The sequence below is a fragment of the Flavobacterium sp. YO12 genome (genome assembly GCF_004119495.1).
In the GTDB taxonomy this organism is placed as follows: domain Bacteria; phylum Bacteroidota; class Bacteroidia; order Flavobacteriales; family Flavobacteriaceae; genus Flavobacterium.
Window position 1 is genome coordinate 1 of record NZ_NRQU01000123.1, and the last position, 3,377, is coordinate 3,377.

Annotated in this window: 1 tRNA gene and 2 rRNA genes; all 3 read right to left on the minus strand. The window is 47.3% G+C overall.

Annotated elements, in window-relative coordinates:
- Positions 1-4 precede the first annotated feature (4 nt).
- A 5S ribosomal RNA gene (gene rrf, locus BOW55_RS20540) occupies positions 5-114 on the minus strand.
- A 179-nt stretch (positions 115-293) separates the two neighbouring features.
- A 23S ribosomal RNA gene (locus BOW55_RS20545) occupies positions 294-3,175 on the minus strand.
- 126 nt (positions 3,176-3,301) lie between these two features.
- Positions 3,302-3,375 (minus strand) — tRNA-Ala (locus BOW55_RS20550).
- Positions 3,376-3,377: the final 2 nt, after the last annotated feature.

Below are 3,377 nucleotides of genomic sequence, written 5' to 3' on the forward strand. Positions count from 1 at the left end.
AAAAGAAAGGCGACGACATACTCTCCCACAAAATTGCAGTACCATCTGCGCAGGCGGGCTTAACTACTCTGTTCGGGATGGGAAGAGGTGAGCCCCGCCGCAATAACCACCTTAAGGTTGTTAGTAATTAGTTATTAGTGTTTAGTAATTAGTCCTTAGACTCTTTACTAGTTACTTTTCACTAGTTACTGCTCGCGTCGAGCTAATATTTTAACATACTGAGATAAAGAAAAGTACTTTTATTTACTATTTTTAGAAAGTTTCTCCCCCGATTTGGCATCGGGGAAAAGGGTGTACATAAGCTTACGGATTATTAGTACTACTCGACTATGACATTACTGCCTTTACATCTATAGCCTATCAACGTGGTCATCTTCCACGATCCTTAAAAGAAATCTCATCTTGTGGTGGGTTTCGCGCTTATATGCTTTCAGCGCTTATCCCTTCCCAACGTAGCTACTCTGCGGTGCCCCTGGCGGGACAACAGATACACTAGAGGTTAGTCCAATTCGGTCCTCTCGTACTAGAATCAGATCCACTCAAATTTCTAACGCCCACAGTAGATAGAGACCGAACTGTCTCACGACGTTCTGAACCCAGCTCGCGTGCCACTTTAATGGGCGAACAGCCCAACCCTTGGGACCTTCTCCAGCCCCAGGATGTGACGAGCCGACATCGAGGTGCCAAACCCCCCCGTCGATATGAGCTCTTGGGGGAGATCAGCCTGTTATCCCCGGCGTACCTTTTATCCTTTGAGCGATGGCCCTTCCATGCGGAACCACCGGATCACTATGCTCTACTTTCGTACCTGATCGACCTGTATGTCTCTCAGTCAAGCTCCCTTATGCCATTGCACTCTACGCACGGTTACCAAGCGTACTGAGGGAACCTTTAGAAGCCTCCGTTACTCTTTTGGAGGCGACCACCCCAGTCAAACTACCCACCAAGCACTGTCCTCTTCATCGAAGAGTTAGGCCTCAGATAAACAAAGGGTTGTATTTCAACAATGACTCCACAACGCCTGGCGACGCCGCTTCATAGTCTCCAACCTATCCTACACATCATTTATCCAAGGTCAATACTAAGCTATAGTAAAGGTGCACAGGGTCTTTTCGTCCCACTGCGGGTAAACGGCATCTTCACCGTTACTACAATTTCACCGAGCTCATGGCTGAGACAGTGTCCAGATCGTTACACCATTCGTGCAGGTCGGAACTTACCCGACAAGGAATTTCGCTACCTTAGGACCGTTATAGTTACGGCCGCCGTTTACTGGGGCTTCAATTCAATGCTTCTCCGAAGATAACATCTCCTCTTAACCTTCCAGCACCGGGCAGGTGTCAGGCCCTATACTTCATCTTACGATTTTGCAGAGCCCTGTGTTTTTGATAAACAGTCGCCTGGACCTCTTCACTGCGGCCAGCATTGCTGCTGGCGACCTTTCTCCCGAAGTTACAGGTCTATTTTGCCTAATTCCTTAGCCATGAATCTCTCGAGCACCTTAGGATTCTCTCCTCAACTACCTGTGTCGGTTTACGGTACTGGTACTAATTACCTGAAGTTTAGAGGTTTTTCTTGGAAGCCCTTAGGCGCACTATCTCTTTGTCCGAAGACTCCGAGTACTATCGTATTTCACCAAAATCTACGGATTTGCCTATAGATCTTATAGCTAGGTACTTTAACGAACTATTCCGTCAGTTCGCGGCGCTTTCATCACTCCGTCACCCCATCACAGTAATTAGTAGTACGGGAATATTAACCCGTTAGCCATCGACTGTCCCTTTCGGGTTCGCCTTAGGACCAGACTAACCCACAGCTGATTAGCATAGCTGTGGAAACCTTAGTTTTTCGGTGTGCGGGTTTCTCGCCCGCATTATCGTTACTTATGCCTACATTTTCTTTTCTAACCAGTCCAGCATACCTGACGATACACCTTCAACCCTGTTAGAATGCTCCCCTACCACTTAGAGTAAACTCTAAATCCATAGCTTCGGTAATATGCTTATGCCCGATTATTATCCATGCTCGTCCGCTCGACTAGTGAGCTGTTACGCACTCTTTAAATGAATGGCTGCTTCCAAGCCAACATCCTAGCTGTCTGGGCAGACAAACCTCGTTCTTTCAACTTAGCATATATTTGGGGACCTTAGCTGATGGTCTGGGTTCTTTCCCTCTCGGACTTGGACCTTAGCACCCAAGCCCTCACTGCTGTGAAACATTATATAGCATTCGGAGTTTGTCAGGAATTGGTAGGCGGTGAAGCCCCCGCATCCAATCAGTAGCTCTACCTCTATATAACTATCATCAGCGCTGCACCTAAATGCATTTCGGGGAGTACGAGCTATTTCCGAGTTTGATTGGCCTTTCACCCCTACCCACAGGTCATCCGAAGACTTTTCAACGTCAACCGGTTCGGTCCTCCACTGTGTGTTACCACAGCTTCAACCTGCCCATGGGTAGATCACACGGTTTCGCGTCTAACACTACTGACTAAAGCGCCCTATTCAGACTCGCTTTCGCTACGGATCCGTGACTTAATCACTTAACCTTGCCAGCAACGTTAACTCGTAGGCTCATTATGCAAAAGGCACGCCGTCACCCCACGAAAGGGCTCCGACCGCTTGTAAGCGTATGGTTTCAGGATCTATTTCACTCCGTTATTCACGGTTCTTTTCACCTTTCCCTCACGGTACTGGTTCACTATCGGTCTCTCAGGAGTATTTAGCCTTAGCGGATGGTCCCGCCAAATTCAGACAGGGTTTCACGTGCCCCGCCCTACTCAGGATACCACTATCTATTATACTTGTTACCCATACGAGGCTATCACTCTCTATGGCGTCACTTTCCAGTAACTTCCGGTTCCTTGTACATAAAATGTCGTGGTCCTACAACCCCAACATTGCCGTAACAACATTGGTTTGGGCTAATCCGCGTTCGCTCGCCACTACTTACGGAATCACTTTTGTTTTCTTCTCCTCCGCCTACTTAGATGTTTCAGTTCAGCGGGTTTGCCCACCTATCGGTGTACTATGTCTTCAACATAGTGGGTTGCCCCATTCAGGTATCTGCGGATCAATCGGTGTGTGCCCGTCCCCGCAGCTTTTCGCAGCTTATCACGCCTTTCATCGCCTCTGAGAGCCTAGGCATCCCCCATACGCCCTTATTTTGCTTATTGTACCAATCATAAAGTTAATTATGACCGTTTTTTTTTGTTTTTACAATAAAATTGTAAAAAACGCTTTCTACTTTTTATTATTTTCTTATCTCAATATGTCAATGAACTTTTATCCTTTCGGATCAGTGGAGAATAACGGAGTCGAACCGTTGACCTCCTGCGTGCAAGGCAGGCGCTCTAGCCAGCTGAGCTAATCCCCCAA